The sequence below is a fragment of the Pseudomonas sp. TMW22080 genome, from assembly GCF_022496745.1.
Taxonomy (GTDB): domain Bacteria; phylum Pseudomonadota; class Gammaproteobacteria; order Pseudomonadales; family Pseudomonadaceae; genus Aquipseudomonas; species Aquipseudomonas bubulae.
In genome coordinates this window covers 170642-196326 of sequence record NZ_SCFF01000001.1, presented here as the reverse complement: position 1 = coordinate 196326, position 25685 = coordinate 170642, and the positions used below count along the sequence as shown (strand labels likewise).

General features: G+C 60.3%; 23 protein-coding genes. 12 read left to right on the top strand and 11 right to left on the bottom strand.

What is annotated here, in order from left to right; translation table 11 throughout:
- Nucleotides 1–26: 26 nt before the first annotated feature.
- Nucleotides 27–845 carry a helix-turn-helix domain-containing protein gene (locus tag EQV96_RS00925; protein ID WP_150628316.1) on the bottom strand — a complete coding sequence of 273 codons (819 nt, stop codon included), beginning with the start codon at nt 843–845 and terminating at the stop codon, nt 27–29.
- A gap of 241 nt (nt 846–1086) precedes the next feature.
- On the opposite strand from EQV96_RS00925, the gene EQV96_RS00920 reads away from it, so the two are divergent.
- Nucleotides 1087–1365, top strand: coding sequence for a DUF1652 domain-containing protein (locus EQV96_RS00920; protein ID WP_176464278.1), 279 nt, complete (start codon nt 1087–1089; stop codon nt 1363–1365).
- 86 nt (nt 1366–1451) lie between these two features.
- On the opposite strand, the gene ggt is transcribed toward EQV96_RS00920, so the two are convergent.
- Complete coding sequence (gene ggt, locus EQV96_RS00915; protein ID WP_240881574.1) at nt 1452–3227, bottom strand: gamma-glutamyltransferase; 1776 nt, start codon at nt 3225–3227, stop codon at nt 1452–1454.
- 68 nt (nt 3228–3295) lie between these two features.
- Complete coding sequence (locus EQV96_RS00910; protein WP_240881060.1) at nt 3296–5767, bottom strand: UvrD-helicase domain-containing protein; 2472 nt, start codon at nt 5765–5767, stop codon at nt 3296–3298.
- A 257-nt stretch (nt 5768–6024) separates the two neighbouring features.
- On the opposite strand from EQV96_RS00910, the gene EQV96_RS00905 reads away from it, so the two are divergent.
- The 4 genes from EQV96_RS00905 (at nt 6025) to EQV96_RS00890 (ending at nt 9212) form a co-directional block, all read left to right on the top strand.
- Nucleotides 6025–6720, top strand: coding sequence for a pirin family protein (locus EQV96_RS00905; RefSeq protein WP_240881059.1), 696 nt, complete (start codon nt 6025–6027; stop codon nt 6718–6720).
- A 463-nt stretch (nt 6721–7183) separates the two neighbouring features.
- Entirely contained in the window at nt 7184–7531 is a 348-nt protein-coding gene (locus EQV96_RS00900; RefSeq protein ID WP_095023364.1) for a DUF3077 domain-containing protein, read from the top strand.
- Between the two features lie 273 nt (nt 7532–7804).
- Entirely contained in the window at nt 7805–8551 is a 747-nt protein-coding gene (locus EQV96_RS00895; protein ID WP_095000140.1) for an outer membrane beta-barrel protein, read from the top strand.
- Nucleotides 8552–8795: 244 nt separating this feature from the next.
- Nucleotides 8796–9212, top strand: coding sequence for a hypothetical protein (locus tag EQV96_RS00890; protein ID WP_095000139.1), 417 nt, complete (start codon nt 8796–8798; stop codon nt 9210–9212).
- Between the two features lie 72 nt (nt 9213–9284).
- On the opposite strand, the gene EQV96_RS00885 is transcribed toward EQV96_RS00890, so the two are convergent.
- The 7 genes from EQV96_RS00885 to EQV96_RS00855 form a co-directional block, all read right to left on the bottom strand.
- A complete protein-coding gene (locus EQV96_RS00885; protein ID WP_095000138.1) occupies nt 9285–11498 on the bottom strand; it encodes a TonB-dependent siderophore receptor in 2214 nt (737 codons plus the stop codon).
- 114 nt (nt 11499–11612) lie between these two features.
- Nucleotides 11613–12608: a siderophore ABC transporter substrate-binding protein gene (locus tag EQV96_RS00880; protein ID WP_095023362.1), complete on the bottom strand. Its 996-nt coding sequence runs from the start codon at nt 12606–12608 to the stop codon at nt 11613–11615.
- Nucleotides 12605–13384 carry an ATP-binding cassette domain-containing protein gene (locus EQV96_RS00875; protein ID WP_095018525.1) on the bottom strand — a complete coding sequence of 260 codons (780 nt, stop codon included), beginning with the start codon at nt 13382–13384 and terminating at the stop codon, nt 12605–12607. Before EQV96_RS00875 ends, EQV96_RS00880 begins: the two co-directional genes overlap by 4 nt.
- Complete coding sequence (locus EQV96_RS00870) at nt 13381–14331, bottom strand: iron chelate uptake ABC transporter family permease subunit (RefSeq protein WP_095024638.1); 951 nt, start codon at nt 14329–14331, stop codon at nt 13381–13383. The genes EQV96_RS00875 and EQV96_RS00870 overlap by 4 nt, the downstream gene beginning before the upstream one ends.
- Nucleotides 14328–15269 (bottom strand): iron chelate uptake ABC transporter family permease subunit, encoded by a 942-nt coding sequence (locus tag EQV96_RS00865; protein ID WP_138738086.1) that lies wholly within the window; start codon nt 15267–15269, stop codon nt 14328–14330. The genes EQV96_RS00870 and EQV96_RS00865 overlap by 4 nt, the downstream gene beginning before the upstream one ends.
- Nucleotides 15269–17029 carry an ABC transporter ATP-binding protein gene (locus EQV96_RS00860; RefSeq protein ID WP_240881058.1) on the bottom strand — a complete coding sequence of 587 codons (1761 nt, stop codon included), beginning with the start codon at nt 17027–17029 and terminating at the stop codon, nt 15269–15271. The genes EQV96_RS00865 and EQV96_RS00860 overlap by 1 nt, the downstream gene beginning before the upstream one ends.
- On the bottom strand, nt 17023–18810 hold the full coding sequence (locus EQV96_RS00855) for an ABC transporter ATP-binding protein (protein ID WP_240881056.1): 1788 nt from the start codon (nt 18808–18810) through the stop codon (nt 17023–17025). Before EQV96_RS00855 ends, EQV96_RS00860 begins: the two co-directional genes overlap by 7 nt.
- Nucleotides 18811–19003: 193 nt before the next feature.
- Between EQV96_RS00855 and EQV96_RS00850 the strand changes: the two genes are divergently transcribed.
- From EQV96_RS00850 to glcF, 7 genes are all read left to right on the top strand, one after another.
- Nucleotides 19004–19627, top strand: coding sequence for a TetR/AcrR family transcriptional regulator (locus EQV96_RS00850; RefSeq protein WP_095023357.1), 624 nt, complete (start codon nt 19004–19006; stop codon nt 19625–19627).
- 151 nt (nt 19628–19778) lie between these two features.
- Nucleotides 19779–19946 (top strand): hypothetical protein, encoded by a 168-nt coding sequence (locus tag EQV96_RS00845; RefSeq protein ID WP_165446467.1) that lies wholly within the window; start codon nt 19779–19781, stop codon nt 19944–19946.
- A gap of 33 nt (nt 19947–19979) precedes the next feature.
- On the top strand, nt 19980–20189 hold the full coding sequence (locus EQV96_RS00840) for a hypothetical protein (RefSeq protein WP_095000131.1): 210 nt from the start codon (nt 19980–19982) through the stop codon (nt 20187–20189).
- Between the two features lie 90 nt (nt 20190–20279).
- The gene (locus EQV96_RS00835) at nt 20280–20825 is read left to right on the top strand and encodes a DUF4410 domain-containing protein (RefSeq protein ID WP_095000130.1); all 546 of its coding nucleotides are present in this window, start codon (nt 20280–20282) and stop codon (nt 20823–20825) included.
- A gap of 181 nt (nt 20826–21006) precedes the next feature.
- The gene (gene glcD / locus EQV96_RS00830) at nt 21007–22506 is read left to right on the top strand and encodes a glycolate oxidase subunit GlcD (RefSeq protein WP_095019881.1); all 1500 of its coding nucleotides are present in this window, start codon (nt 21007–21009) and stop codon (nt 22504–22506) included.
- Complete coding sequence (glcE, locus tag EQV96_RS00825; protein ID WP_240881054.1) at nt 22506–23567, top strand: glycolate oxidase subunit GlcE; 1062 nt, start codon at nt 22506–22508, stop codon at nt 23565–23567. The genes glcD and glcE overlap by 1 nt, the downstream gene beginning before the upstream one ends.
- 3 nt (nt 23568–23570) lie before the next feature.
- The gene (gene glcF, locus EQV96_RS00820) at nt 23571–24788 is read left to right on the top strand and encodes a glycolate oxidase subunit GlcF (RefSeq protein WP_240881052.1); all 1218 of its coding nucleotides are present in this window, start codon (nt 23571–23573) and stop codon (nt 24786–24788) included.
- On the opposite strand, the gene EQV96_RS00815 is transcribed toward glcF, so the two are convergent.
- A complete protein-coding gene (locus tag EQV96_RS00815; RefSeq protein WP_240881051.1) occupies nt 24785–25606 on the bottom strand; it encodes an alpha/beta hydrolase in 822 nt (273 codons plus the stop codon). The genes glcF and EQV96_RS00815 overlap by 4 nt on opposite strands.
- Between the last annotated feature and the right edge of the window lie 79 nt (nt 25607–25685).

Sequence of the window (25685 nt, the reverse complement as noted above, 5' to 3'; positions counted from 1 at the left end):
GAATGGCTCGATCCTAGTCGCAGGCATCAGGGCGCGTCTTGCGTGCGTGCCCGCAAAGAAATTTGTTTGGCATAGGCTTTGGGCGATTGCCCGGTGTGCTGGCGAAAACAGCTGTAAAACGCCGAAATCGAGTTGAAGCCTGCTGCAAAGGCCATTTCATCAACCTTGACCGGAGTAGCAGCTACGTCCATCGCCGCCAGAACATGGCGCAGGCGCGCCTGATTCACATAGCGGTAAAAGCTTTGTCCGAGCACCTGATTAAGCAGATACGACATTTGATTGCGCGTATAACCGCAGGCCCTGGCTACCTGCTGCAGGTCGAGTTCAGGGTCAAGAAAGGGTTGCTGGCGTTCAAAGTAGGTTTGCAGGTCTTGCGCCATAAAGCTCAGCTGACGGGCCGACAGCCCCAGACGGCTCACCGCCGGGCGCAACGAGCCCTGCCGGGCCGGGCTGGCCGCCGCTTCATGCACCAGCGAGGCGTACTCATTGACTTGCCAGATGAGCCCGTCGCGCACGGTAATCGCCTCACTGGCGCGAAATGACACCAGACCCTGGCTGCCGCGCAAAGTCATGCGGTATTGAATAAACGCGGTATTGCCATCCAGACGGATGCGATCACTGTGCTCAAGGGCTTCATCCGGTTCTCTGGGCATGGACGACTGCACATAATCGCGCAGTTCATTGAACACCATGACCCGATTCTGGAAGAAGTCGTTGTAGGTCACATCGGGGTGATACAACGCCATTACCCCGTCCAGATCCCGATGCTTCCAGCACAGGTGGTAACGCAGCACGGTTTCGCCGGTGGCGCGGGTATTTTCGGGACCGTCGTCTGGAGCTGGCATGGGGGGCTCGAAGGTAAAAAAACACAGAGTGCCGAGTTTGCCCATGGGCTTCAATGGGTACTGGCTGCGGATAAATAACCTAAGTGCATGATTCACATCAAAGTACGGGCAAACAACCGGGTTGCGGGAAAAATAAGGCTTAGCAGCAACTCTCCCGGGTGGTAGGTTTGATCACGAAATACTTGAAAACCTATGCGGTCAGAAACAACCGCCCCTTATCTTGAGCTAAAGGAATTGCTCTATGTACCCCATGGACAACATCAACAAAGTCACCTTCCCCAATGCCTGCCAACTGATGCGCTGGCATTTCCACCCGATGGGCTTCGAGGCAACCATGGACGCACCAGGCAGCATGGTCGCCCGCTTGTTTGACCGTGCCAGTGGTGAAACCGTGATTACCGTCGCCGGTATCCCCTGCTCGGCGGTCATGACCCCCGGTCAAGTGGGGCGCCTCATTCAATGCGTAGAAGACGAACTCGAGAGTTTTGTGCCGCCGCTGGCATGGCAGGCACAGGCCTGATTTTGCAGCGCCTGTAGATGCTCTGTGGCAGATCAGTACCCTCTCCGTGCGGGAGAGGGTTGGGCTAAGGGGCTTTTGACTGCGTATCAATCCCCTGATGCTGTACCTTCACGTCGCGGATCGGCACCACCAACCCAGCCGTTGTTGTCACGCACAATAATCTGCGTGCCACTGGTCATTTCGATCAGCGCCACCTTGTGCCCGCGGTCTTGTAACTGTTGCACCAGCGCCGGGCTGAACCGGCCAGCCTCAAGCTCAGTGTCCACATTGCGGCTGCCAAAGTTGGGCAGGCTGATTGCGTCCTGGGGGTTCAGCTTCCAGTCCAGCAGGCCAACCACCGACTTGTTGACGTACTCGATGATTTGCGAGCCACCCGGTGAACCAATAGTTGCGACCAATTCGCCACTTTTGCGTTCGAACACCAGGGTCGGGGCCATTGAAGAGCGCGGGCGCTTGCCCGGCTCGATGCGGTTGGCCACCGGCTTGCCGTTTTCTTCGGGAATAAACGAGAAGTCGGTGAGCTGATTGTTAAGGATAAAACCCTGGGTCATTACGTGTGAACCAAACGCAGCCTCAACCGAAGTGGTCATGGCGATCGCCCCGCCCTGGTCATCGACAGCGGATATGTGGGAGGTCGAAATGCGCAGTGGCGAGCGATCAGGAGCCAGGGCAAGGTTAATGCCTGCCGGAACACCGGCCTCGGCACGGCCCATGCTCTTGTCACCGATCAGAGCGGCCCGCGTCCTGAAATAGGCTTTATCCGTCAGCCCTTTCACATTGACTGGTACGAAGTCGCTGTCCGCCAGGTACTGTGCCCTGTCAGCGTAAGCCAGGCGCTCGGCTTCTGCGATCAGGTGTACCGCTGAAGGCGAAGGCTCAAGACCTGCACCGGAGCTGCTCGGTACGGGGGGCATGCTGGCGAGATCGAGGGCCGGGGATTTATCTTGCAGGGCCTCAAGAATCCCCAGGGTCTGCAACACCGCGACACCGCCCGAAGACGGTGGTGGCATACCGCAGACTTGCCACTGCTTGTAGTCCGCACACACCGGTGTGCGCTCCCTGGCCTGGTAACCACTGATATCCGCCAGGGACAGGGTCCCGGCACGAGGGTGGGATCGAACGTTGTCGACCATCGCCTGCGCGACGGCCCCCTGGTAAAACCCATCGGCGCCACGGCTGGCAATTGTTTGCAAGGTGCGTGCAAGTTCCGGGTTTTTCAGCAAGGTGCCAACCGGCAACGCTTGCCCTTGAGGTGTAAGGAAATACCGGGCCATTTCCGCCGAGCCGGCGATAAACCTGTCGGCGGCGATTTGCGTATGCAAGCGCTGGGAAACAGGAAAACCTTCGCTGGCCAGTTTGATTGCCGGTAGGAACAGATCACTCCAGGGCAGTTTGCCATGCTGCTGATGGGCCATTTCCAGCGCCCTGAGCACCCCGGGCACGCCGACTGAACGTCCGCCTATCTGGGCCTCGGAGAAAGGCATCGGTTGACCTTCTGCCCCCATGAACATCCCCGGGGTGGCACCAGCCGGAGCAGTTTCGCGGCCATCATAGGCCTGCACCCGCTTGCCGTCCCAGTACAGAATAAACGCACCGCCGCCCAGGCCACTGGACTGGGGTTCAACCAGTGCAAGTACGGCTTGCATAGCGATTGCTGCATCGATTGCCGAGCCGCCCTTGCGCAGTATTTGCTGCCCCGCCTCAGTGGCCAGCGGGTTGGCTGCAGCAGCCATATGCCGGGTGGCGTGTACCGGGGCCATATCGGTACGCAAACCCGAGGCTATTTCGGGCGCAGGTGGCAACTCGGAGGGCTTGTGCAGCTCGGACTCCCCGGTACTGCATCCGGCCGTCCACAGGGCCAGGGCTGACAAGGCGAATACGCGCAGACTGTTGTTTTTGGCAAACAGGAGATCAATCAAAAGGTATTCCTTCAATTATTGTCAGTGAGTCGCAAGTCCTGAAAGAACGCCTTGCCCTGGGGCACACGGTCCGAGGCCCTGGGGATATTCGGACCCTGGGCATCCTGGTTTTCCACATACCAGTAACAATGCTTCACTGCCCGGGTAATACCGACATAGGCCAGACGCAGGATTTCATCTTTCTGGGCATTGTCATACGGCTCGGGGTCACCCTCCTTACCCAGACCGGCCATGCGGTAAACCTGGTTCTTATAAGGTGAGGTTGTCAGATGCTGACAATCCCCCAGCAGGAAAACAGCATCCGCCTGCAAGCCCTTGGAGCTGTGATAGGTCAGCTGCTTAAGCCTGCGATCTTCCGGCGCCAACCTCGAATCAACATTAACTACTGACTGAATATCCTTTTCTATCATTAACTTATCGCTGCTTTTTCGAAACAACATCAAGATACTGTCCCCGGCGTTGTAATGCTCGATCAACTGCGCGGCCAACCCCTGGTCATCGCGATGCAGCACATTGACCGGGACTGCCACCTTGGGCTCACCGCTGGCCTTGGCCCGCTTGCCGGCAATGGACGGCGCGGCACGCACGATATGTTCTGCGGCATCGATGATGTGTTGATGGCTGCGAAAGTTGTCACTGAGCATCACCCGGGTGGTGGCAGGTGACGGAAATTCCTTGTTGAACTCCATGAAGTATTTGGGCGAACTGCCCCGCCAGCCGTAGATCGATTGCCAGTCATCGCCCACACACAACAACGATGAACGCTGGGCTCCACGGCCTACATGCATGGCCGGGCCACGGCTGCGGATCTCGCGCAAGCTGGCGCGTAGCCAGGACACGATCTGTGGTGAGACATCCTGAAACTCATCAATCATCAAATGCGACAACGGCCGCAGTTGCTCATGGCTGAGCAGCTTGAAGTTCTGCGGGGTGTTCTCGCCAAACAGGGAGAACATGCGGTTATAGGTCATCACCGGCGGGGTCTGTGCCAGCAGGTGGTCTTCCAGCGCCCGCCAGAACAGGCTCAAGGCCTCAAAAAAGAAACGGTCCGGATCATCCTTGGCAAAGCGCATATCGCCCACTGCGGCGGCCACGTCCAGCCCCAGGTTTTCAATAAAACTGGCGGCGGCGACAAAACTGTCGAGCAAAGGCGCCGAGCCCAACTCACCTTTGAGCTTGTAATCAAAGCCGGGGCCTGCGCTGGCATCCCCAGCGAGGGCACTGACTACACGCTTCGCAGATTCGTAGTTTTCCAGCCATATCAATGGCTTGCTGCAAAAAGCTTGAAACAGGGTGCGCTTGACTGCCCACTCGGCGCGCACGCTGAGCTTGGCACCGGGGCGGCAGATCTGCGGGTTTTCACGGGGATCGAAGCCCAGTACCACCCAGGCATCCAGCTCGGCAATATAGCCGTGGCAATGGAACTGCGCGCCATTGATCTCGATGGTTTCGCGGTTGGGCTCAATGCCTTTGATCGGCCAGGCGCCGGCGGCAAACCAGAGGTCTTCCAGGGTGTCGCAGAGTTCTTCGTCGCGCCTGGCGGCCAATTCGGTCACCGCCATGCGTTTTTGCACATCAGGATGGTCGCGCTCCAGCTCCTTGAGCTGCAAGGCATGCAGTCGCAGTGGTGCGAGGGTCTGACGGAAGCGCTCATCGCGGTTATATAGCCCGTGATAACAGGCATTCAGTTGCTGACGCTGGGCATCGTTGATCCGCAGGTCAAACGGGTTGCTGTCGATCTCGTCGTCGTTGAGCAGGCTGCGGCTATTCAGGGTCTCGAAGGCCTGTAACTGGCTATAGCCGGGCAAGCTGCGCACCATGGGCAAAATCCGCGAGTGAAAGGTACGCACCACATCCCGGGCTTCCTTGAGCGACAGATTGCGCCCCCACAAGGCGAAGATTTCCTGCAGCTTCTTGATAAAGTCCTTGCGCGACTCCCGGGTAAAGGTCACCACGGTCATCGAATCGAGTTCAAAGCCCAGGTAATGGGTCAGTAGCAGAATGCGCAACACCAGCGAGGTCGACTTGCCGGCTCCGGCGCCTGCAACCACCGAGGTCGACGGGGTATCACTGAAGATCATCTTCCACTGTGCGGCACTGGGCTGGGCATGCTCGGGCAGGTTGGCAGCCACGTCGGCCTTGATCAGCTTTTTCAGTTCCGGGCCCAGCGGCAGGCGCCAGTCATCGAACAGATTCTCGTCGATCCCGGGAGCACGCAGCTCCTGCGGGCGCATATCGCTGATAAACAGCACCTGGCGACCCTCTTCGAGCCCTTCGGCATGCCCCTCCTTGAAACCGTAATCCACCCCGGCACTGTGCCCGCTGCGGAACCCGTCTGCCTGGCCCTGCAGCCAGGACGGCGCATGTTGCGCGCGCAAACGGCTCAAGCCACTGCCAAACACACGCGCGGCAAGGCGCTTGAGCAAGGGCAATTGGGTAATGGGGGCAAGGTCTTCAGGCAGTTCGGGATTGTGTTGCGGCACGCTGACTCCAGGGTGTGAGGCTGTCCGGGTGGAGGGGCTATGGTCACCCCATTGCGCGCCGATTTCTAGCTAATTGCTTGGGCATCAGCCGTTTAGAGCCTGTATTAAAGGTAAATAGCGATTGACTGGCTTGCTAATGCATCTAGTAAACCGATTGGTTTAACGCATTTTTTCAGCTTTTTATCGATATGTTGCTGATGGAGAATCACCTCATCGCCAACCGGTCAACCCTTGGCACCCTTCTCAGGAGAAGCATCATGCTTGAACTCAGACCTTTCAATACGCTGGGCGGAGCAAACCACGGCTGGCTGGACGCCCATCATCACTTTTCGTTTGCCGAATACTACGACCCGCAGCGGATGAACTGGGGCAACCTGCGGGTCTGGAATGACGACGTGATCGCCCCCGGCACCGGCTTCCCGAAACACCCGCACCGCGACATGGAAATCATCACTTATGTCCGCGAAGGTGCTATCAGCCACGAAGACAATCTGGGCAACAAGGGTCGTACCGAAGCCGGTGATGTACAGGTGATGAGCGCCGGTACCGGGATTGCGCATAGCGAATACAACCTGGAGTCCACACCGACCCGGATCTTCCAGATCTGGATCGTACCCAACCAGCAGGGTGATGCTCCGGCGTGGGGCGCCAAGCCTTTTCCCAAGGGCGGCCGTGAGGGTTTTGTGACCCTGGCCAGCGGCAAGGATGGCGACCCTGAAAGCCTGCGCATTCGTGCCGATGCGCGACTGGTAGCGGCGAACCTGAAGGCCGGGGAAACCGCCGAGTACCGTCTGGACAACGGCCGGCGAGCCTACCTGGTGCCTGCCACCGGGGTGATTGAAGTCAATGGCCTGCAGGCCAGCGCACGGGACGGTGTGGCCATTGTCGATGAGACCGTGCTACGGGTCACCGCGATTGAAGACAGCGAGATTGTGCTGGTGGATGTGGCCTGATTCGCCTGTTGCGGCGGTCGACCAGCCTGTTAGAAGCAAGAGTGCGCTGCGTAATCTACTGTCGCCGCTGCCGAGGAGCGCAGCCTTCGTTGCCGGCAGCGGCGACAGGATCGTGGCAGGCTTTGCGCCTTTAACATCAGCCGTTTCGTACGACGTTTCGCTTTCATTCCAATGAAACATCCTAGAAAATCTTGCTCGCTTGCGCCGCCTAAAATCGGGGAATAGTCTCGTCCCATCGCTGCAAAATCAGCGGTCGGGTTTAGTAGCCCGGTTTTAGTGTTTGGCGCAAGGCGCCACCTCCGTGAGGCGCTTTTTACGGCCTGCGTTTTATGGTGGCCGTGCGCAGGGTGCCCTCGGGCACACCGGTTCCCAAACACGCCGGTCTACTAACCTGTGCACGGCTGCCACCCATTCGTTTAGTAGCTAAAAGTGGCAGCTTCCTTAACGTGTTTGGAGTTAAGCCATGAAAAAGATCACCCCCGACCCACCCGTTTTACCCCTCGATGCTGCTGACGGTAACGACCCGTTGCTGGACCGTGCCGCCACCGACCGTGCGCTCAATTTCTACCTGCAAGGCCATAGGCCCGTTCGCGCTTCGGGCACGGCCCTGTTTGCCATCCCGTCCAGTGTCAATTCAGAAGCGGCCCTGGCCCAGGCGTCAGACTTGTTGCGCTGTGCGGGTGCCTGCGCGAATGAGGCGGGGAATGGTTTGAGCGGCCCTGCGCGCGACCTGGTGTTGTCGACCCTGCACCTGGTGGAGCTGGCCAAGGGGTATGTCGACAAGTCGCTGGACACGCTGGTAACGCACTAAAGCAGCACGCGCCTGATTGGCGACAGGCGCGTTATTTCTTTCAGTGTGTTTGCTCCTCCGGGATCTATGGCCACGGGTTTGCAGCCCTCAAACCTGCAATAGCGGTGAGCAGCCACAACTGCTCAAGGTCAAAAAAGACCCCGGTGGGTATGGGGCAGCAAAACTTGATTGGGAGCGGGTTTTAGCTTCTTATCGATTCGCTCTGAACTTATCAGAGTCGTTATATCTAAATAGCCGTAAACATTTTTATCTACGTCATGGAGACATTCACGAATGCTTACCGCAAAACTGCTGCGTCACACCTGTGCCCTGGCGCTGTTCGGCGCACCATTGGCAGTGATGGCAGCCCCAAGCACTGACCCGCTCTTCACCGTCGGTTTACTGGGCTCCTACACCAAGTTCAAATTCGAAGGTGGTAGCAAATCCGACAAGGAGGATATGGGCCAGGCCGGTGTGTTCGCCAACTTTGGCAACAAGATGACCGCCGAATCCGGTTTCATCTACCAGATCGGTGGTGAAGCCAAATACAGCAAGAAAAACGACAACAAGCTCAAGGAAGCCCAGGCCGACCTCGACCTTGGCTGGCGCGCAGCGCTGGATGCCCGCAACTTCGTCGACGTTATCGTCGGTGGCGGTTACAGCTGGACCCGTTTCGAACCTGAAATCAACGACCTGGACACAACGTTGACCTTCAAATCGCCGTTTGCCAAGGCCGCACTGGGTTACAACCACCAGTTCGACACCTCGACCCTGCGTGTAGAAGTAGGCGCCCGTCACGCTATGGATGGTCGCGCACGGCTGAAAGTCGACGGCTTCGGCAGCGGCAACGTCGACATGAAAGACCGCACCAACCCCTACGCTGAAGTTTCGCTGCTGATGAACCAGAACGGTGATATGCCGATCAATGCAGGCGTGTACTACACCCGTACGGAGTACAAAATCGACGAAGATTCGCCAATTGCCGACAACACCAAACTCAAGCGTGACGAGTTCGGCGTGAAGGTCGGCCTGGCATTCTGATCGCTTCTGGCAGGTCCCTTCAGCTGTCGGGGCCTGCATCGGCCGCATCGCCGCGGCTGCCCTTGCCTGATTCAGGCATCACTCAATGAGCCTTTTGCTGCGGAAAATCTATTTAGCTTCCTGCAAATAGAGGACGCTATGCCGTTATCGAACTTTATGCCTGGTAAGCCGTCAAATTCTGCACAGGCAGGATTCTTACTCTCCTGCATACATCTCTTGATCACTTTCGATTCAGGTGAATGACATGCGTATTACATTACCCGCCCTGGTGCTGGGCATCGTGATTTCGCAGGGAGCAATGGCTGCCGGGGATGGATCTGCCGCGGTCGGAGGCGGTGTTGGCGGCGCACTGGGCAATATTGTCGGTCAACAGCTGGGCGGCTCTTCAGGAGCGGCCATCGGTGCAGGTGTGGGCGCCGCTGCCGGTAGTGCAGTGGGTGCACCCAGAGGCAGTAAAACCGAAGCCGCCATCGGTGGCGGCGTCGGTGGCGCTGGCGGCTCGCTTATCGGCGGTCAACTGGGCGGTTCCACCGGCTCTACCATTGGTGCCGGGCTGGGTGGCGCAGTAGGTGGTGCAGTGGGCAATAACCTTGGCGACGACGGCGACAGACACAGCTCCGGCGGCAAGGGTAAGCACAAGCACAAACATAAGCACCGTTGACTTTCCAGTGTCCAATGGCCAAGAGCCCGACTTCGTGTCGGGCTTTTTTATTCGATATCTGGCGGCCCGCCTTTAGAAGTCAATGGTCGCGGACAACTCAAAGGTACGCGGCGCACCCAGGCCCAGGCTGGACAACAGCGGCGTCCCCCAATAGGCCTTGTTGGTCACGTTGTTCACACTCCCACGCAACGTCACCGGTTGGCTGGCCACCCGGGTGCTGTAGCGTGTGCCCAGGTCGTAGACCGTGTAGCCCGGTATCGACTGGGTATTATCGGCGCTGATGTATTGCTTGGACACCGAGGTGGCGTTGGCCGTCAGTGTCAGGCCTTCGATGACCGGGGTGTCCCATTCCACACCCAGCTTGCCCTGCAGCCGGGGCTGGCCAATGGCGGTCTTGCCCTCGTTGGTGCCGCCCTGGGCCTTGGTGATTTTCGGGTCGACATGGGCCACACCGCCCATCAGGCGTACGTCGTGCAGCGGCGAGCCGAAAAAGCCCCACTCGACCCCTCGGTTACGCTGCTCGCCGCCAAAGGAAAAGATATTGGTATCCGGGTCCAGGTAGCTGCTGGGGCGGGTAATTTCATACAGGCTCAGGGTGTGGGTGAAGTCACCGAGGTCTACCTTGAGGCCTACTTCCTTCTGCTTGGACTTGTAGGGGGCGAACACGTCACCGAAGTTTTTCGCCGTCATCGGTGCCGCCGCGCCCTCGCTCAGGCCTTCGATGTAGTTGGCATACACCGACACCTGGTCGGTGATCTTGACCAGCAGTGCCGCTGCCGGGGTGGTGGCGCCTTCGTCATAGCGGTTGGTGCGTGCGCCGGTGGATGTGCTGAAGCTGTCGGTCAGCACTTGCTGGCGACGTACACCCAGGGTCAGTTGCACCCGGTCTTCGAGAACCGACAGTGTATCGGCCAGGCCATAGCTGGTCAGGCGGCTCTTGGTATGGGCAATGTACGGGAAGCTCTTGGCCGCAGCTGGCCCCCACTGTGGGTGGTAGATGTTGGTGACCCAGTCCGCGCCCGGCACCGAGCGGCGCCCGTAGTCCTTTTGAGTGTCGCCGTAGTGTGTGGCATTGAGGGTCCATTGATGCTTGATCGCGCCAGTGTGCAGGTTGCCCTTGAGGCCGACCTCGCCGGAGGTTTTCTCCAGGTCCATTTTCAACTGGCCCATGGAGGTCTTGAAGTCACCCGCGTCGTTGAACACCGTCGCCATCATGGTGCCGCTGTACTCGTAATGGGTTGTGCTCATGCCATACGCCGCATAAGCCATCAGGTTGTCGCTCAGGTCGAACTCACCGCGCACGATGGCCCCCCGGTCCGTGGTTTGCACATAGGCCCAGTCAGGGTTGAGCAGGGTGTCGGCCTTGGGCGGTTTGGGCACGGCCACGCCGGAAGCCAGGTTGATACCGCGGTTCTGCCCGCGCACACGGTCTTCACTTTGATACAGGTCGGCAGACAGCCGCACGCGTTCACCGCGCCAGTCCAGGCCCAGGGACGTGAGCTCGGCTTTCTGCCGCTGGTGGTTGATTGCGCCGTCACCGTCACGGTACACACCGTTGAAGCGTACGCCGAATTGCTGGTCTTCACCGAATCGCCGGCCCACATCGAGATGGCCACCGAACTGCGCATCGGACATATAGGTGCCCGTCAGCCGTGTCAGCGGTTCGTCGCCCGCCCGTTTGGGTACCAGGTTGACCGCCCCTCCGACCGAGCCTCCCGGCGGCATGCCATTGAGCAAGGCCGACGGGCCCTTGAGCACTTCGATACGCTCATACATTTCCGGTGAAATCCGGTAATACGGGGCCACCCCAAACAGCCCGCCCATCATCACGTCGCTGATATTGCTGGCGAAGCCACGGATAGAGTAGTTCTCACTGAAGGTCCCGGTCAGGCCGTTGCTGAACACCGAGGGATCGGTCGCGGCAATCACCTGGGTGATGTTCTGTGCCTGACGGTCGGCAATGTACTGCTCCGTATAGCTGATGGTACTGAACGGGGTTTCCATAAAGTCCTTGTTGCCCAGCAGCCCAACCCGGCTGCCATAGGCCACCTGCCCGCCTGCGTAACCGGGCGGCAAGTCGGCCGGGGTGGCCATATGGCCCTCAACCATCGTGGCAGGCAGCGTTGATGCGCCGGGTTCTTTCTCGTCGGGGATGGTCTCGGCATGGGCTGCCAGGCTTGTCATGGCCAGCGTCAGCAACACGGCATGTACCGCCGTGGCGGTACGGTTCAGGGCAAAAACTGCGCGCGGGGGCGCAATGCGGGTAGGAAAATGACAGTGACTCACGTGAAGACTCCGTTGGACTGGCAGGGAATGGTTTTTGTTAATCTGAATCTAAGGAATGGTTTTAATGAGAATCGTTATATGGCCAGAAAAATGCCTGGCAGCCGCCTTCAGGCGTTAGCCCTGATAGCCCTTGATGACATCGTCGATTACCAGTTTCAGGGCGGTCGGACTGGCACCTGTGACGTACCAGGCCTGGGGATCGACAACGATCACCCGGCCGTTTTTCCAGGCGTTGGTCTGGCGCAGCAACGGGTTGCCCAGGCTCTCGATAGCCATTGCCGGGCGGTGTTCCATTACCGCCGTACGGTCCACGATGTAGATGATGTCGGGGTTGGCCTGCTGGATAAATTCGCTGGATACCGGTTGCCCATGCAGCCCCGCCTCTGCCGTAGGGCTGGCGGGTTTGACACCCAGGCCGGTGAAAATAAAGCCGTAGCGCGACTGCACGCCGAAGGAGCTGAACGCGCCGTTGTTATGCAGCACCACCAGCGCTTTTTCAGGGCGCCCGCGGGTGATGCCTCTCGCCTCCTCGACTTTCGCGTCCAGTGCCCGGGCTTTTTCCTCCGCGAGCCCCTGTTTGGCGAACATCTGCCCCAGGGTCAGCAGGTGCTGCCTGATCACCTCGATATGGCGGGTCTCGCTGTCACGATAATCGACATCGAAATGAACGGTCGCGGCCATCTCGCTCAAGGCTTGATAGTGGTTGGCCTGCAGTGAGGTGATCAGGATCAGGTCCGGCCTGGCGGCATGTACCCGTTCCAGGTTGGGCTGCACAATCGACCCCAGATCCTCGACACCCGGTGCATCCCGATAGCGGGCGAGAAAGTGCGGGATGAAATCCTTGGGCATGCCCGCCACGGGGACACCCAGTTGATCGAGGAAGTCGACTTCATTCATGTCCAGTGCAACCACCCGCTGCGGTACACGTTCAATGACCGTGGTGCCCAACTGGTGTTGCACCGTAAGCGGCGCAAAAGGCGTCTGCACGGCTTGCACAGCGGTGGCGGCCCGTGGGGGCTCTGCCGGTTTGTCATTGCAGCCCTGCACTGCCACGGCCGCGCCGAGCAGCAGGGCCAACGGCCATAACCGATCTTTGTTGTGGATCATCATTTCGCGTCTCTTTCCAGGGGGTTGAAGTAGTTGCACAAGCGACCGCGCGGGCTGTGGGTGATCTCGAAGTCCAGCCCGTAGAGTTCGCCCAGCCGCGCTTCGGTGATCACCTCGTCAACGCTGCCGGCGCAATGCACCGCGCCCGCCTTCATCGCAACGAAGTGATCGCAGTAGCTGGCGGCAAAGTTGATGTCATGCACCACCAGAATCACCGTGCGCCCCTGTTCGTCGCACAAGCGGCGCAGCGCCCGCATAATCTGTACGGCGTGCTTGATATCGAGGTTGTTCAGCGGCTCATCGAGCAGCAGGCAATCGGTTTGCTGGGCGATGGTCATGGCCAGAAAGGCCATCTGCCGCTGCCCGCCGCTGAGTTCGTCGAGGTAGGCATGGCGCAGCGCTTGCAGCGACAGAAAGGCGATGGCCTCGTCGATGATCCGTTGATCTTCGCCGGTCAACACACCACGGCTGTATGGGAAGCGCCCGAAGGCAACCAGTTCCTCCACCCGAAGGCGCAGGTTGAAGTCCGGTGACTGGCGCAAAGTGGCCACGCGCCTGGCGTAATCGCCAATCGCGATACCCGCGACCCCACGCCCCTCGATGCGTACTTCACCGGCCGTGGGCTCCATCAGCCGCGCTATCATCATCAACAGCGTGGTTTTGCCCGCGCCGTTGGGGCCGATCAGCGCCGTCAGTTGCCGGGGCGGGAAACTCGCGTCGACACCGCGTAGTACGGTCTTGCTGCCATAGGTTTTATGGATGTCGTGAACAGTGATCATGGAGCTCCTCGGGTACGCACCATCAACACCAGGAAATACCCGCCGCAGACCAGGTTGACGAGAATGCCGACGGTGGTTTTGTAGTTGAAGACATGCTCGACCAGCAGTTGCGCAACGATGAAAATGCCGATGGCAATCACGCTGCCCAGCGCCAGCGTGACCCGGTGCCTGAAGGTGCGGGCCAGCGCATAGGTGATGTTCGCCACGAAGATGCCCATAAATGCCGTGGGCCCCAGCAGGCTGGTTGAGACCGCCACCAGTGCCGCAATCAGCGCCAGGTGCAGGCGCACGCTGCGCCGGTAATCGACCCCCAGGGACATGGCCTGGTCGCGCCCCAGCGCCAGCACATCGAGGGTTGCCAAGGTTCTGCTGCCCACCAGGCACACGGCGCCCACCAGCAGCCCCGCAATCAGCAACTGCTGCGGCTGGACGCGGTTGAACGAAGCCAGGCTGAAACCCTGCAAAACCGAAAACTCGCCGGGGCTGACCTTGAGCTGGACAAACTGGGTGAACGTGCCTATCACCATCGTCAGCACCAGCCCGACCAACAGCAGGAAATACACGTTGCTCTTGCCGTTGCGCAGCAGGTAACGATGGATAAGCCACGAGTAGCCAAGCAACAGCAGCACAGACACCAGAAAGTTGCCGTTACTGCCCAGTAACACCGCACTGCCGGTGCCCAGCAACAACACCAGCAAGGCTTGCAACAGCAGGTAAATGGCCTCGTAGCCCATGATTGCCGGGGTCAGTATCCGGTTGCCGGTGAGGGTCTGGAACGTGATCGACGACCAGGCGATGCACACACCGCCAATCACCATGGCCATAAGCCGGGCGATCCGCTTGGGGATTACATAATCAAAATCCATGCCCGACCCCAACAACACGAAGGTCAGCGCCAGGGCCGCCACCAGAACCCATACCCCATGCCGGGGTTGCAGACGCCTCATCGGTGCCTCCAGATGATCAGTGCCAGGAACAGCACACCGCCCACGCTGCCTGCCATCAAGCCGATGGGCACTTCAAACGGGTAAATCAGCAGCCGTCCGAGGATGTCGCACACCAGCAGCATTGACGCGCCGCCCAGGGCAACGATGGGCAGCGTACGGCCCAGGTGGTCGCCATAACGCAGCGCCACCAGGTTGGGAATGACCAGTCCGACAAAAGGAATCGCCCCTACCGTGATGACCGTGGCTGATACTGTGACCGCCACCAGCAGCAAGCCCAGGGCAACGTTTGCCGAGTAGTTCAGGCCCAGGCTTGTAGCCATGCCCTCACCCATGCCCAGCACGGTGAAACGGTGGGCATACAGATAGGCCAGGGCAACAATCGGCAAGATCAGGTAGATGATCTCGTAGCTGCCCTGCACCACCCTGGAAAAGTCGCCCAGCAGCCAGCCCTGCATGCTTTGCATGATGTTGTGGTGGTAGGCGTAGAACTCGGCAATGGCGCTCAGCACGCCGCCATACATCAGGCCGATGACCGGCACCAGCACCGTGTTTTTGAATCGGATCCGGCGGATGATCACGACAAATATCAACCCCGAGGCGAAGCAAAACACCAGCGCAAACAGCATGCGCCCTGTCATGCCGGCGCCGGGCACCGCAGCCAGCGATACCAGGATGCCGAGCCTGGCCGCATCCAGCCCGCCCGAAGTGCCTGGCTCGACGAACTTGTTGTGCACGATGTGTTGCAGGATCACCCCGCACACTGCCAGGCCAGCCCCGGTCAGCACCAGCGCCGCCAGGCGCGGCAAGCGGCTGGCCGTGAGCGTCAGCCAGGCATCGCCCGACAAGGACCACAGCTGCGACCACTCCAGTTGCCGGGCCCCCACCAGCAGTGATGTGACGCAGAGCATGGCAAATACCCCTAGCCATCGTGCCCGCATCATTGCAGCTCACTGCCGCTTGCCACCCGCCAACCCTTGGCAGCCCGACGCTGTTCAAGAAACTTCGCGTAACGCCCCTTGGCGGCAAGCAATGCCGCGGGCGTGCCCTGCTCGGCCACCCGGCCTTGATCGAGCACCACGATCCGGTCGGCCATCGACACCGTAGACAGTTGATGCGCAATGACCACCAGCGTGCGCTGCCCGCGCAACCTGGCCAGTGTCCGGGCGATCACGTGCTGATTCTCGGCATCCAGCGCCGCAGTGGCTTCATCCACCAGCAAGATGGCCGCCTCCTTGATCAGTGCGCGTGCAATTGCAATACGCTGGCGCTCACCGCCCGACAGCCGTGCACCACCCTCGCCCACCGGTGTGTCGAGGCCTTGCGGCAAGCGCCCGATAAGTTCGCCAAGCCCGGCCTGCTGCGCCGCCTCGAGGATTTCGTCAGCATTGGCGGTGGGGTTGCCGATGCGGATGTTGTCGGCAATGCTGCCCTGAAACAGGTAACAGTCCTGGAATATCTGACTGATCTGACCCGCCAACTGGCTGTCGGACATGTGCCGCACATCCACACCACCCACGAGCACGCACCCTTCGCGCGCATCGAAAAACCGTGCGATCAGCCGTACCAGCGTGGTCTTGCCCGAGCCCGAAGCACCGATCAACGCTGTCATGCTGCCCGGCTCAATACGCAGGCTGACATCATGCAGCACATCGGGTTGATCGGGCGCGTAAGCCATGCTCACTGCGCGCAACTCTATAGAGCCATCCCGTGGCGGTTGTGGCTGATCCGGCTCCGGCAAGGGCCGGGCGGCAAAGATGGCCTGCACCGCGTCAAGTTGACCGCTGGCACTGCGCAGGATCTCGGCATAACCGGCCACGTCCAGCAACGGCTCGATATAGCGGCTGCTCAACAACAGCGCAACGACTACCGCAATCACCGAAGCGTTATCCCGCGTGTCGCCCATCAGGCCGTTAAGCCACAAGGCGGCTGCGATCAACAGGGCCGCAAAGATCACCTGCACGACCCAGGTATTGAGTACCACCGAAAGCGATGACTGATAGATCAGGCGCAGCCCGGACTGGCGCTGGCGCTCGAGCGCCTGTTCCAGCAACTGCGTCCCGCCCCCTTCGCCATTGAACGCGCGCAGTACCGATTGCGCCTGGGCAAACTCGACCATGCGCTGGCTGGCATCCGCGAAGTGCCGCTGGAAAGCCCGGTCAGTACGCTGCCCCAGGCGCGCGCTCAACAGCAGCGCCCCTGCCAGTACCGCAAGCCCCAGCAGCGCAATCAGCCCCAGTGGCCAATGCACGGCAAACAGTGCGGCGACGATCACCAAAGGCGTCACCGCGCCACTGATCACAGGGGTGAAAACGTGCGCTGGCAACTGCGCCACCGCCATCATGCCCTGGGTAATTACATGCCCCAGATGGCCGGTGTTCTGCGTCGTAAACCAGCCCAGGGGCAATCGCGCCACATGGTCGCCGATGCGCTGGCGCGCCCCCTGCAAAAGGGCCACGCCCACCGCGACACCGGCGCGCTCCACCCGGCGCCGGCAGGCCCAGCACACAGCCATGCCGGCAAGCGTCAACAGCAGCCACAATGCTGCACCTCGTAGATCGTTAGCGAGCAAATGCCCCAGCACCGGTACCAGGGTGGTGAGTGTCAGCCCGCTGAGCAAACCATAAAACACTGCCATCCCGACATAACGATGCAGCACGGACGCGTCGTCGCCCAACAGTTCTACCAAGGGTTTCAGCATGACGGCACCGCCAGTTCTGCAGAGAATGAGTAGTCGCCCTGCGCCCACAGCCGGGCATAAAGGCCCTTGCGGGCAAGCAGTTCGCCGTGGGTGCCCTGCTCGTGAATCGTGCCGTTGTCGAGCACGATGATCTGGTCGGCGTGCATCACGGTGTCGAGCCGGTGCGCGATGACCAGCAAGGTGCGGCCGCCGGCAAAACGCGAGAGTGCATCCTGGATGGCCACTTCACTTTCGGCATCCGCCGCCGCCGTGGCCTCGTCGAGCACCAGCACGGGCGGATCGAGCAACACGGCACGGGCGATGCTCACCCGCTGCAACTCACCGCCGGAAAACTGCGCATCCTCACCCACCACCGAGTCATAGCCACGCGGCAGGGCAACAATGCGCGCATGGATATTGGCCGTGCGCGCAGCATCCTCAATCTGCTGGCGGGTGGCCGTTGGTCTGCCCAGGGCAATGTTGTCGTGCACACTGGCGTGGATCAGCCGCACCTCCTGCAATACAAAACCGATATGCCGGTACAGGGTTGCCGTCTCAATCTGACGCAGATCCACACCCCCCAGGGTGATGCGCCCTTGCGTCGGGTCAAAAAAACGCAGCAGCAGGCGCGCCAGGGTTGACTTGCCGGCGCCGGAGCACCCCACCACAGCGGTGGTCGTGCCGGGTTTGAGAACCAGGTTGATGTCCGCCAGCCCCCGGCCCGCGCTTTCATAGCAGTAGCCAACGTGCTCAAAACCAATTTCGCTGCCCCTGGGCATCTCCTGCATGCCCGGTGCCGGTTGCTCCAGCACCGGTGTATCGAGCAGGGCCTGCACACGCCGGGCCGCACCCACTGCATTGTTGAGGTCATGGGTGATGTAGTGCAGCAACAGCAAGGGGCCACACAGGCCCGGAGTCACCAGGGCGAACGGCAGCACATCCAGCGCAGCGATCCAGCCCAGTGCCACGAACAGGGTGCCGAACGCCAGCACGCCGCCCAGCACCGTGACCGGCGCGATCATTGCGTTGGCATTGGCCATCGAACCCACCAGCGGGCGAGTGAAACCGACAAAAGCCCGGGCGAAGGCATCGACGGCCTCACGGTAACTGCCGTGTGCCTTGCCCACAGCCCCGAACGACTTCACTACCGGGATGCCATTGACGAACTCGACCACGGCATTGTCGATACGCCCCATGCCCTCGACAAACGCCTGCATGTTGCTCTCGCTGGCTTTCATGGCGCGGGTAAAAAACAGGAAGAACCCCGGGAACGGCAGGATCGAGACAATTGCCATGCGCCAGTCCATTACAAACAGGTAGACCAGCGAGAACACAATGGCGCCGACCGCTCGCCCCACGGTGGTGTAGAAATGCGCCGTCAGACTGTGCAGGGTATTGATGTCATCCTGCATCGCCTGCTTGACCTCACCCGAGCCCCGGCTGGTGAACCAGCCCAAGGGCACGCGGCTCAGGCGCTGCACAATGGCCAGGCGCAGGTGGTGGGTAATACGGTTATCCGCCAGATGGGCCAGCAGCTCCCCGGTGGATATCAACAACATGCCCGCGCACAGACTCGCCACGCCGATACCTACTGCCCGCCACACCTCATGAGCAGTGATTGCGTTGTCACCCAGAACCAGCCCGGCGACATGCGCAATACCTGCCAGCGGTACCAGCGTCAGCATGGCGCCAACGCCCGCAAGCAGGGCGGCAATCAGCAGCCGCCCACGAATCGGGTGAAGCACCTGGCTGACAGGGCCACGCATCTTGGGTGTGGCCGCAGCCGTGTGAGGAGTTTCCATGCCAGTCAAACATCCGCAATGTCATAAGAATGGAAGGCCACTGGCATTCCGGTTAAGCGCAAACAAGGGGGGTGTATGCGCAACTGATAGTGGCTCGCAAATGAGAACCTTAATTAGTTGCATGACTATAAACTAATTTGCGAAATGCTGACAAGACAGCTACAAGACACTCCTCACCGATCAAGGAACGGCCATGAACGCCTCACAACCACCCGCGACCCGCGGGCGCCCTCGCACCATCACCCGCGAGCGCATCGTCGAAGCAGGCATCGAGATCGGCCTGCCGGGTATCACTTTTGTCGGCGTTGCTGCCGCTTTGGGGGTCAGTCATATGGCGCTGTACAAGCATGTTGCCAATCTGGAGGCGCTGAAGAATCTGATCGCCGAAGAGATCTTCACCCGCTGGCAGATACCGCGGGTCGACGCCGATCAGCGTGGTGAACTCAAGGACTACCTGACGGTGTTTGCCACCTCGGTGCGCCTGTTTGTAAAGGCCCACCCCGGCTTGACGCCCTACGTGATTCGCCGCTTGGCGGCGACCCAACCGATGCTCGCCAAGATCGACGAGCATCAGAGCCATATCGCCCAGGTCTACGGCATTACCAAGGCGCAGGCCCGCTGGCTGCTGGCAACCGTGGCCTTCCACGGAATTGCCGTAGCCGACACGGTGTATTCAGTCACCGGCCAGCCCGTTGAAGAAGCCCAGCGCCTGGCCGAAGAAATCGAGATGGAGGCCGAGCTGGACCGCGGCATGCGTGCACTGATCGTTGGCGCACTGGTGCTCATGGATGAAGAGGAATTCCAGGCAAAGCCATAGGTTTGACATCATGTAAATCAATAACTTGCATATGACTGTTCATGTAAATCATTTTGTTTGAGCCGTCATTGCCAGGGAACTACTGAGCGAAATCGAGTCCAATCAGGTTCATGTCGTTCAGGATCTAGATGATGAAAACGCAGGCACACCGATGAGCAGTAAAACCAACCACGGCTGGGCCTGGGCGTACCACAAGATTCGCGGCCTGCAATGCACACGGGTGACATCGGCCTACAGGGCCACCCTTTATGTGCTGCGTGGCGATACAGGCACCTTCCACAGCGATGCCAGTTGGCAAAAAAACCGCATCCGGCGCTAGTATGCAGCCATTACTTATGGCGCAATTTTTGACATGTCCAAGAAGCAAACCGCAGAAAACCCGGCAGCTACGGCAGCTGGCATAGAACAATCGATCCAGGCCCTCAACAAAATGGCCGAACGCCTGTGGGGTGATGGCCGCGAAGCCGAGGCCAAGGCCCTGATCGACGCGCTTGATGCTCTAAATCGGGCGCTGGACCGGATCCGGATTGGCGAAATCGGCCGGGCGGCGACGCTTCACTGATGCCGATACTGGCCAAGAGCCATTAAAGCCGGTGAAAAATCTGAGGCGTTGCGGTATAGATAGCGTTCATCCCCAGAATATGGACATTCAATGAACGCTTCCAAACTCTCGTCTGCGCTGTACTGTGCCGTGGCCATTTCACTGTTGAGCGGCTGCGCGGCCTCGGTTAAAAGCGGTGGCAGCCCCATGCTGCCGATCCAGGCAACAGCCAAGCAAAACCTGCGCGTCAACTTTGAAGGCAACAGCAAGGTTCAACAGAACGAGGACTGGCCCCTGCTGAAGCAAGAATGGAAGGAGGCCTTGCATGCCGAAGCCTCTGCAGAGGGCTACCGCCTTGCTGAGTCCCAACTGCTCAGCCTTGATGGAAAAGACGGTGTGGGCATCAAGATCAATGTAAGCAACTTCCGCTACATCACGCCGGGTGCACGGTATGGCGCAGGCATCATGGTGGGGAATGCCTGGGTCAACTCAAGTGCAGACTTCACCGACCTGAAGACCGGCCAGTTGCTGGGGACCCGGACCTACGATACGTCATCATCGGCCTGGGAAGGCGTCATGTCGGCCATGACCCAGGAGCAGGTCGAAGCCATCGCCCGGCAAATCATTGCCGATATCAAAAGCGCCAAGGCCTATTGACCTTTTGCCCCGCAAGCGGGCCCTTGTACCTCAAGGGCCAGTAGCACAGCGCTTTTTATCACCCCCGGTTTCAACACCGGCGCCACCGATATCACCCTGCAAGTGATACAGGGCGCACTTTGCGACTAGGCTGCATACGGAACAGACCTCCAATAAGAACAATCGAGTGTCGTGAGCCGCCATGAACATTCTCTACGATGAACGCGTCGACGGCGTCCTGCCGGACGTCGATAAAGCCGTATTACTGCGCACCCTGCGCACACGCTTGCCAAACCTAGAAGTCCTGCATCAGCGTGAAGAACTCAAGCCCTACGAATGCGACGGGCTTAGCGCCTATCGCACCACGCCCCTGCTGGTAGTGCTGCCACGCCAACTTGACGAGGTACAGGGCGTGTTGCGCATCTGCCATGAGTTGCGCGTGCCGGTGGTCGCACGCGGGGCCGGTACCGGTTTGTCCGCAGGGGCATTGCCCCTGGAAAAAGGCGTGCTGCTGGTAATGGCGCGCTTCAACTCTATCCTTCATATCGACCCCGACGCCCGCACTGCACGGGTTCAGCCCGGTGTGCGCAACCTGGCCATTTCCCAGGCAGCGGCGCCGTATGACCTGTACTACGCGCCGGATCCGTCCTCGCAGATTGCCTGCTCGATCGGTGGCAACGTCGCTGAAAACGCCGGTGGCGTGCATTGCCTCAAGTACGGTTTGACCGTGCACAACCTGCTAAAGATCGAAATACTGACCGTTGACGGCGAGCACCTGACCCTGGGGGCGGATGCCCTCGACTCCCCCGGTTTCGATCTGTTGGCACTGTTTACCGGTTCCGAAGGCATGCTCGGGGTCATTACCGAGGTCACGGTCAAACTGTTGCCCAAACCGCAAACCGCCAAAGTGCTGCTGGCAGCCTTCGACTCGGTTGAAAAAGCCGGTCGCGCCGTGGCGGACATCATCGCCGCCGGCATCATACCCGCAGGACTGGAGATGATGGACAATCTGGCCATCCGCGCCGCCGAAGATTTTATTCATGCCGGTTACCCGGTCGAGGCCCACGCCATCTTGTTGTGCGAACTCGACGGCGTCGAAGCCGATGTACATGACGATTGCGCGCGCGTGCGCCAGGTGCTTGAACGGGCTGGCGCCAGCTCCGTGCGCCAGGCCAGGGACGAAGCTGAGCGGGTGCGCTTCTGGGCCGGGCGCAAGAACGCTTTTCCCGCCGTAGGTCGCCTTGCGCCGGATTACTACTGCATGGACGGCACCATTCCGCGCCGTGAGTTGCCCGGCGTACTGCAGGCCATTGCCGGATTATCGACCCACTACAACCTGAGAGTGGCCAATGTGTTTCATGCCGGTGACGGCAATATGCACCCGCTTATTCTGTTCGATGCCAATCAGCCCGGGGAACTTGAGCGCGCCGAAGCCCTGGGCGGCCAGATCCTTGAGCTCTGCGTCAAGGTCGGTGGCAGCATTACCGGCGAACACGGCGTAGGCCGCGAGAAGATCAATCAGATGTGCGCGCAGTTCAACAGCGATGAACTGATCCTGTTTCATGCCGTCAAGGCCGCCTTCGACCCCGGCGGCTTGCTCAACCCCGGCAAGAACATCCCCACCCTGCATCGCTGCGCCGAGTTGGGCGCCATGCACGTGCATATGGGGCAACTGCCCTTCCCCGAACTGGAGCGGTTCTGATGCGCAGTGCAGACAATGTCGATACCAGCGCCCTGTTGCTGGAGCAGGTCAATCAGGCGCTGCAATACGCCACCCCGCTACGTATCCAGGGCGCCAACAGCAAAGCCTTCCTTGGCCGCAGCGTGGCCGGTGAAGTGCTCGACACCCGCGGCCATCGGGGCATTGTCAGCTATGACCCCACCGAGCTGGTGATCACCGCACGCTGCGGTACGCCTCTGATGGAGCTGGCGCAGGCGCTGGATAAAGCCGGGCAAATGCTGGCCTGCGAACCGCCCTCTTTCGGTGCCGCCACGGTCGGCGGCATGGTTGCCAGCGGCCTGTCGGGGCCGCGCCGGCCCTGGTCAGGTTCGCTCAGGGACTTTGTCCTCGGCACCCGGGTGATCACCGGGCACGGCAAGCATTTGCGTTTTGGCGGCGAAGTCATGAAAAACGTCGCTGGCTATGACCTGTCCCGTTTGATGGCCGGCAGCTACGGCGCACTGGGAGTCATCACCGAAGTGTCACTCAAGGTGCTGCCCAAGCCGCGGCAATCCCTGAGTATCAGCCTGGAACTGGACACGGCGCGAGCCCTGCTGCGCCTCGCCGAATGGGGCCGGCAACCGCTGCCGATCAGCGCTGCCTGCCACGATGGCCAGCGCCTGCACCTGCGCCTGGAGGGTGGCGAAGGCTCGGTGATGGCGGCTCACGAACGCCTGGGCGGCGAGCGCCTGGACGCTTCGTTCTGGACACGGCTCAACGAACACCAATTGCGCTTCTTCGATGAGGGCCAGCCCCTCTGGCGCCTGTCCTTGCCCAACAACACCCCGGAACTTGAGCTGCCCGGTGAGCAGTTGATCGATTGGGGCGGTGCCCAGCGCTGGCTCAAGTCGGATGCTGAGGCGAGCTTTATCCGCACGGTCGTAACCGAGGTCGGCGGCCATGCCACCTGCTACAGCCACGGTCTTGTCGACAGCCCGTTCCAGCCGTTACCGGAGGCTCTGATGCGCTACCAGCGTAGCCTCAAACAACAACTCGACCCGCAGGGTATTTTCAACCCCGGGCGCCTGTACGCGGAGCTTTGAACCATGCAGACCACGTTGAGCGAACAGGCCCGCCAATTGCCCCGTGCCGGGGAGGCTGAACGCATCCTGCGCAGTTGCGTGCACTGTGGTTTCTGTAACGCCACCTGTCCGACCTATCAGTTGCTCGGTGATGAACTGGACGGCCCGAGGGGGCGTATTTACCTGATCAAACAGGTACTGGAAGGCAATCAGGTGACGGAGAAAACCCGACAGCATCTGGACCGTTGCCTGTCTTGCCGCAATTGCGAAACCACCTGCCCCTCAGGCGTCGACTACCACAACCTGCTGGACATTGGCCGGGCAATGGTTGACGCCCAGGTACCCAGATCGCTCGGGCAACGCTTGCTGCGTCAAGGGCTGCGCAGCGTCATACCGAATGCGGGCCGGTTCAGGTGGCTACTGCGCAGTGGTCAGATCTTGCGCCCCTGGCTGCCCGCACGCCTGCAAGACAAACTGCCAGGCCAGGTCCCCGCGCCCGGGCTGCGACCGACCACCCGCCATGCCCGGCAAGTACTGCTGCTCGAAGGCTGCGTGCAACCGAGCTTGTCACCCAACACCAACGCAGCAGCTACCCGAGTGCTGGACCGATTGGGCATCAGCGTGATTCCTGCCCGAGAAGCCGCTTGCTGCGGTGCAGTGGACTACCACCTGGACGCCCAGGCCGCAGGACTTGATCGCGCCCGGCGCAATATCGATGCCTGGTGGCCGGGGATTGAACAAGGGGCCGAAGCAATCGTGCAAACCGCCAGCGGCTGCGGTGCCTTTATCAAGGATTACGGCCACCTGCTCGGCAACGACCCGGCCTATGCCGAAAAAGCTGCCAAGGTCAGTGCGCTGGCCAGGGATCTGGTTGAAGTGCTGCGCGACGAGCCACTGCACACCCTCGGTGTGCACAGCAATCAACGGCTGGCGTTCCACTGCCCCTGCACCTTGCAGCACGGGCAAAAACTCGGCGGCGCGGTTGAAGGCATTCTCACCCGGTTGGGGTTCAACCTGACCGCGGTGCCCGACAGCCACTTGTGCTGCGGCTCGGCAGGCACTTATTCGCTGACCCAGCCCGAACTGTCCCGGCAACTGCGCGACAACAAACTCAACGCACTGGAAAGCGCGCACCCCGAGGTTATTGTCACGGCCAATATCGGCTGCCAGGCACACCTCGACAGTGCAGGCAGAACCCCGGTGCGGCACTGGATCGAGCTGGTCGAGGCGGCGTTGCCCTAGCCTGAAATTGCCCCATAAAAATCCGCCATGTGCTGCCACATCGCAATCGGGTTGGAATACATCGGGAAGTGGCCGCAAGCCGGGATCTGCCCCAGGCGTACGCCGTGAGCCGCGATATGCGGCAGGTAGGACAGTGACGCGTTCTGGTCGCCAAACATAAACATCTTCGGGCACGGCAAGCCGAGAAACTTGCCCATCAGGTTGGCGTTATCGGACAGCTCGACCATCGATTCGAAAATCCCCCGCACCGCTTGCACACGCACCTTGTGCCTCAGGTTCGCGGCATACAGGGCACTGGCATAGGCCGGGGCATGGCGGGCACGCTCGATAAAGGCCGTAAAAAACAGCTCAGGATCATCACTCGGGCAGTCGATGATCTGACGGCTGAGAAAGCAGTCCTCGGGGGCAATATTGCCTTCGATATCGACAAAACTGAGTACCCGCTGCGGGAACTGATGGGCCAGCATCAGGGCGGTCAACCCGCCCATGGAATGGCCCACCAGATGGAAGCGTTCGATGCCGAAATGCTCGAGCACTTGCAGCGCCGTTTGCTGCAAAAAAGGGATGGAAACCCGGGCAAGATCACTGCACCCGCTGTCACCACACCCCGGCGCATCGTAGGCCAGAAAGGCATGCCCGGCGAACTCCGCACGCAGCGCGATATCGGCATAGTCTTCCTTGCTCGAACCGAAGCCATGCAGAAAGACAATCGGTGCCAGTTCCCCTTCTCGGTGAAGAGCGGCAATAGTCAAGTCCACACCCTCTACCTCCAGCGGCACTTGGGTATGGGCAAAGGTTGCGGGTACGGGCACGGGCATGACTCCTGAAGCGTTAAGGCGGCGGACCAATGTCAGGCACATCGGCCCTGGTGTAAATGCCTAAGACCAGAAGGTTTAC

Coding starts and splice junctions, on each gene's coding strand:
- EQV96_RS00890 (WP_095000139.1), top strand. CDS start 8,796: ATGCGTATTACATTACCCGCCCTGGTGCTGGGCATCGTGATTTCGCAG.
- EQV96_RS00865 (WP_138738086.1), bottom strand. CDS start 15,269: ATGCGGGCACGATGGCTAGGGGTATTTGCCATGCTCTGCGTCACATCA.
- EQV96_RS00905 (WP_240881059.1), top strand. CDS start 6,025: ATGCTTGAACTCAGACCTTTCAATACGCTGGGCGGAGCAAACCACGGC.
- EQV96_RS00850 (WP_095023357.1), top strand. CDS start 19,004: ATGAACGCCTCACAACCACCCGCGACCCGCGGGCGCCCTCGCACCATC.
- EQV96_RS00920 (WP_176464278.1), top strand. CDS start 1,087: ATGTACCCCATGGACAACATCAACAAAGTCACCTTCCCCAATGCCTGC.
- EQV96_RS00875 (WP_095018525.1), bottom strand. CDS start 13,384: ATGATCACTGTTCACGACATCCATAAAACCTATGGCAGCAAGACCGTA.
- EQV96_RS00880 (WP_095023362.1), bottom strand. CDS start 12,608: ATGATGATCCACAACAAAGATCGGTTATGGCCGTTGGCCCTGCTGCTC.
- glcD (WP_095019881.1), top strand. CDS start 21,007: ATGAACATTCTCTACGATGAACGCGTCGACGGCGTCCTGCCGGACGTC.
- EQV96_RS00900 (WP_095023364.1), top strand. CDS start 7,184: ATGAAAAAGATCACCCCCGACCCACCCGTTTTACCCCTCGATGCTGCT.
- EQV96_RS00925 (WP_150628316.1), bottom strand. CDS start 845: ATGCCAGCTCCAGACGACGGTCCCGAAAATACCCGCGCCACCGGCGAA.
- EQV96_RS00855 (WP_240881056.1), bottom strand. CDS start 18,810: ATGGAAACTCCTCACACGGCTGCGGCCACACCCAAGATGCGTGGCCCT.
- EQV96_RS00870 (WP_095024638.1), bottom strand. CDS start 14,331: ATGAGGCGTCTGCAACCCCGGCATGGGGTATGGGTTCTGGTGGCGGCC.
- EQV96_RS00835 (WP_095000130.1), top strand. CDS start 20,280: ATGAACGCTTCCAAACTCTCGTCTGCGCTGTACTGTGCCGTGGCCATT.
- EQV96_RS00840 (WP_095000131.1), top strand. CDS start 19,980: ATGTCCAAGAAGCAAACCGCAGAAAACCCGGCAGCTACGGCAGCTGGC.
- EQV96_RS00845 (WP_165446467.1), top strand. CDS start 19,779: ATGAGCAGTAAAACCAACCACGGCTGGGCCTGGGCGTACCACAAGATT.
- EQV96_RS00860 (WP_240881058.1), bottom strand. CDS start 17,029: ATGCTGAAACCCTTGGTAGAACTGTTGGGCGACGACGCGTCCGTGCTG.
- glcF (WP_240881052.1), top strand. CDS start 23,571: ATGCAGACCACGTTGAGCGAACAGGCCCGCCAATTGCCCCGTGCCGGG.
- EQV96_RS00895 (WP_095000140.1), top strand. CDS start 7,805: ATGCTTACCGCAAAACTGCTGCGTCACACCTGTGCCCTGGCGCTGTTC.
- glcE (WP_240881054.1), top strand. CDS start 22,506: ATGCGCAGTGCAGACAATGTCGATACCAGCGCCCTGTTGCTGGAGCAG.
- EQV96_RS00815 (WP_240881051.1), bottom strand. CDS start 25,606: ATGCCCGTGCCCGTACCCGCAACCTTTGCCCATACCCAAGTGCCGCTG.